The organism is Acinetobacter sp. UBA3025, assembly GCF_002367915.1.
Classification (GTDB): domain Bacteria; phylum Pseudomonadota; class Gammaproteobacteria; order Pseudomonadales; family Moraxellaceae; genus Acinetobacter.
The window spans coordinates 1-4,112 of the sequence record NZ_DFDO01000191.1; the positions used below are offsets into that span (position 1 = coordinate 1).

General features: G+C 42.3%; 3 protein-coding genes, 3 tRNA genes and 1 pseudogene. 1 reads left to right on the plus strand and 6 read right to left on the minus strand.

Annotation, left to right across the window (positions count from 1 at the left end):
- Positions 1-115: 115 nt before the first annotated feature.
- Both B4J23_RS07925 and B4J23_RS07930 read right to left on the minus strand, forming a co-directional pair.
- Entirely contained in the window at positions 116-757 is a 642-nt protein-coding gene (locus B4J23_RS07925; protein WP_291359823.1) for a fumarylacetoacetate hydrolase family protein, read from the minus strand.
- 26 nt (positions 758-783) lie between these two features.
- Positions 784-1,281 carry a YcxB family protein gene (locus B4J23_RS07930; RefSeq protein ID WP_104425699.1) on the minus strand — a complete coding sequence of 166 codons (498 nt, stop codon included), beginning with the start codon at positions 1,279-1,281 and terminating at the stop codon, positions 784-786.
- Positions 1,282-1,441: 160 nt separating this feature from the next.
- On the opposite strand from B4J23_RS07930, the gene B4J23_RS07935 reads away from it, so the two are divergent.
- Complete coding sequence (locus B4J23_RS07935) at positions 1,442-2,743, plus strand: SRPBCC family protein (protein ID WP_291359825.1); 1,302 nt, start codon at positions 1,442-1,444, stop codon at positions 2,741-2,743.
- Positions 2,744-2,844: 101 nt separating this feature from the next.
- On the opposite strand, the gene B4J23_RS07940 is transcribed toward B4J23_RS07935, so the two are convergent.
- The 4 genes and pseudogenes from B4J23_RS07940 to B4J23_RS07955 all read right to left on the minus strand — a co-directional run bounded on the left by B4J23_RS07940 (position 2,845) and on the right by B4J23_RS07955 (position 4,079).
- Positions 2,845-2,921: transfer RNA gene (locus B4J23_RS07940), tRNA-Arg, on the minus strand.
- A 233-nt stretch (positions 2,922-3,154) separates the two neighbouring features.
- Positions 3,155-3,760 (minus strand): annotated as a pseudogene (locus B4J23_RS07945) (dihydrofolate reductase family protein).
- A 117-nt stretch (positions 3,761-3,877) separates the two neighbouring features.
- A tRNA-Arg gene (locus B4J23_RS07950) sits at positions 3,878-3,954 on the minus strand.
- Between the two features lie 48 nt (positions 3,955-4,002).
- Positions 4,003-4,079: transfer RNA gene (locus B4J23_RS07955), tRNA-Arg, on the minus strand.
- Between the last annotated feature and the right edge of the window lie 33 nt (positions 4,080-4,112).

Sequence of the window (4,112 nt, forward strand, 5' to 3'; positions counted from 1 at the left end):
CTAGAAACTGAATGGCAACCGTGCCTGATCAGTCTGATAAATCATCCCTTGCTCATTACACTTTTCCAAACAAAATAAAGGAGCCTTCTGGCTCCTTGATCTCAAAAATCCAGTCTTACTTTACAAATGTCGTCCAGACATAATCCTGATTTTGGCCTTTTAGGTTCATTTTCAATTGATCACCCGATTGTAAGGCTGCCACCCCTGCTGGTGTACCGGTCATGACCACATCACCTGCTTCCAATGTAAATACCTGACTAATGTCTGCCAGCAAAGTTGCAATATCAAAAATCAATAAAGCTGTATCGCCTTTTTGACGCAGCTCATCATTGATCTCCAGCGTATAGTGCACATCTTTCCAGTCAGCAATCACATCACCTACTGGCACCCAGTCTGCGAGTATACAAGAACCATCAAAAGCTTTGGCCCGTTCCCAAGGTTGACCTTTTTTCTTCAGATCATCCTGCAGATCACGTAAGGTCAAATCCAGACCTAAAGTCACAGCACCAATTGCCTGCAAAACTTTGGCAGGATCATTTTCCTTGCTTAAGGTACGGTCAATACGCAAACTTAGTTCACACTCATAATGACAGTTACCCCAGTCCGGATTCCATTCAATACCAGCATCCAGTGATGTCAAAGCACTCGGTGGCTTGATAAACAGCACAGGACGATCAGGTACCGCATTTCCAAGCTCTTTGGCATGGTCAGCATAACTGCGACCGACACAAACAATTTTCGATGGACGTTTACTCATGATCTCTTTCCTGTTCTTGATCTGTCTTATTTCTTGAAGGTATTTTCGAAAATGCTTTGCTCAGTACCATCTTTAAAGGCACGTTTTGGCACAATCACCACTGTACGGTTTTTCAGTTCCAGCATATAGGTCAGTTTGCCGATGGCAAAACTCTGTACTTCATTATAATGCACGACCTTGCTACGCCCGTTATTGTAAATTTCTGCATAGTCCTGAAACAGGTCAATGCCCTGTTCACTTTTCCCAAACTGATATTTTACAAACTGGCGCTTAAACATCATCGGCAGGAACCAGTAACGCATGATGCCCTGTAGAATCAGAAAGAAGGCACCCAAAGCCACATAATAACGGCCAACCCCATTCAGGCCCATTGAAAAGCCCCAGATAATAATCCCGATACTGACCAAAGGTGTCAGAAAGCGTGAAATCTGTTTTTTGCCAAAGGTGGCCAGGGCAAATCCATCCTGAGATTCTTCTAAAGTGAGATAATAACGGGTGGATAAAGTCGGTGCTGACTCAGTCATAGCATCACATCAAAAATATAAAATCCTGATCAATACTATATCAAAATATGCTTAAAACTCATGGCTTATGCTATCAATTACATAACTTTGCTTTGGAAATAACTAAATTTAGTTTTAAATAAATCATCATTAAAACAAAAAACACACAATAGGATATTGGATGAAAGGATTGATCTCCTATTTGCTGATGAGCAGTACCTTATTTGCAATCTCACCAGCTTTCGCGAAAATAACGCCATGGACCCCTAATCTGCCAAGCAGTCTTGATGTATTTCAAGGCAATTCTCAGCAACTGGCCGAACTCACTGGCGAACGTATCCTGATTTATGCGCATCCTGCCAGCAAAACCCATCTACCGACTTTTAAAACGGCTTCTAGTAGCAAATCCCAGTTTTATAGTGCGGCTGTAGTCTTGCCTGCATCCGAAGCACAAGTCGAAAAATTACTACAACATTATCCGAATTATGTCGGCCTGTTTCCGACCCTAAAATCCGCCAAGGTGATTGAACAGCAAGGTAGCATTCAACAAGTCAAATATCAGGTGCATATTCCTACCCCAATCCCGGTCTTAAACTTTAAAGAAACTGTGGTGATGCAGCATCATCTGGAAAATAACAGTATCAGCACACTAATTCTGGACGCGCCAATTCCCTATGGGGCCGGAAAGCTGGAATGGTTTGCACTGAGCCCCAATAAAACCTTAGTAACGGTGACGCAATGGGGTGATCTAAACCAGCCGCAAGGTTTTCTATTTAGCAAGATTCTAAATGCCCTGCCGGAAGCCAAACTCGGCATTCCTGCTGGCACCAATGCCTTTCTGCTTGAAGCTTTACAACAGCGTTTTAAATATCCTGCTGCTACAATTTTAAATACGGCAATACCCCAAGTTCAGCTCAGCAATCAGCAAACTCAGAAAATTGCCCAGCTTAGTCAAAAATCAGGACAACCTGTCAGCTTTATTTTGCCCAATTATCAGGTCAAGGCCGGTAAAGGTTCAGAAAATCTAAGATTCAGTACTACCTATCAATATTTCTCACATCCAACTGAGAAGCTGCAGCCTTGGTTATTGGCTCAGGCCAGCCAGAAACTCTTTCCGCGACAAATCAAAAAAGTGGAACTGAACCCAGTCAACCCGCAAAGTATTGATGCCAACTACAAGGTATCAGTCGGCTTAGGCGTCATTCAGATTCCCTTTAATTTTAAAATGCGTTTTGAACAGCCAAATACCTTACAAAACCAGTTCTATGCCAATGGCGGAGATTTAAAATTTGTACGGGGTGGAATGAAGCTTTTGCCACAATCTCAGGGAACGCTATTCCAGATCACCAGTTCCATGAAAATTCATGATCAAGCGCCTTTTTTACTGAAAGCCATGCGCAGCCTTCCCTATCATGACATGTTGCCGGCAGTTGGTGGCAATACCGTCTATGCCTTAAAAGTACAGCAAAAATTAAAATCTTAAGTTTATTTCTAATTATTGGTTTTTTATATGAAAAATTAAAAAACTGAAGACGTAAAAAAACCGCATCAATGTGCGGTTTTTTTAGTATTCTTTATCAAGATTGGTGCGCTCAGAGAGATTCGAACTCCCGACCCCTTAGTTCGTAGCCAAGTGCTCTATCCAGCTGAGCTATGAGCGCGACGTCTTGATGGGGTGCATTATATAGAGTTTTCAGCACTTGTTAAGTGTTTTTTAATAAAATCACAACCGAACGTACAGTAATTAAACGATACTGCAATATTTCAGTTTTTTTTAATGAAAATTCCTGCGGATTTAGAGTTAAAAACAATAACCCAGACTTGGCGAGATTTCAGGATTAGCTAAATTAATCTTTCAGTTACCTCATATTCATTTGCTCACAGCCTAATAGAGCTATTCTCCAACCAGGCCAGTTTTAACCTTGCCTGCCCGCTGATAACAGCTCAATACCACGCCATTTGAAGTCACTTGATGATCTGTCAGTGCAAATGCTGCTGGCATAGAGTCTTCAGCAAATAGACGTTTTCCTTTGCCCAATATTATAGGAAAGGTCATTAAATAGAGTTCATCCACAAGATCATGCTTAAAAAGCGCCTGTGCCACTGCAGCACTGCCATACACCCGAATATCTCCATTTCCTGAAGCTTTCAGGTTAATGATCTCATCAATACTTTTTAGAAAGATCGTATTTTGCCAGTCCGAGTGATCCAAACTGGTGGATAGCACATATTTATTTACTTCATTAATTCCTGGCCAGTCTTCAGCATGCTTCGGCCAGTAAGGTCCAAAAATCTGAAAGGGATTCTTACCAATCAGAATATCGGTAGACTGCATCCATTTTTGCATGATGTGATCAAATGCTGGATCGGGTTCAGCACTAAAATACGGCGCCACCCAGCCACCATATTGAAAGCCACCCGATGTATCTTCTTCCGGACCGCCGGGTGCCTACATTACACCGTCTAGAGTCAGAAATTCCTGGACAATGATTTTTCTCATCACGCTGCCCTTATTTTTATTGAGTCATCTAGGATTTATTTTTAGTATGTGTTTGAGGCGGATTCTGTAAATTTTAGGCACAAAAAAACCGCAACATGTGCGGTTCATTGTTCAAGTTGGTGCGCTCAGAGAGATTCGAACTCCCGACCCCTTAGTTCGTAGCCAAGTGCTCTATCCAGCTGAGCTATGAGCGCGTAACTTGCGTCGTCTTTATAGACTGCGTTATTTTCCGGTTTACTTATTGGTGCGCTCAGAGAGATTCGAACTCCCGACCCCTTAGTTCGTAGCCAAGTGCTCTATCCAGCTGAGCTATGAGCGCGATATAAGTAAAGTGGCGGTGAGAGAGGGATTC

Coding starts and splice junctions, on each gene's coding strand:
- B4J23_RS07935 (WP_291359825.1), top strand. CDS start 1,442: ATGAAAGGATTGATCTCCTATTTGCTGATGAGCAGTACCTTATTTGCA.
- B4J23_RS07930 (WP_104425699.1), bottom strand. CDS start 1,281: ATGACTGAGTCAGCACCGACTTTATCCACCCGTTATTATCTCACTTTA.
- B4J23_RS07925 (WP_291359823.1), bottom strand. CDS start 757: ATGAGTAAACGTCCATCGAAAATTGTTTGTGTCGGTCGCAGTTATGCT.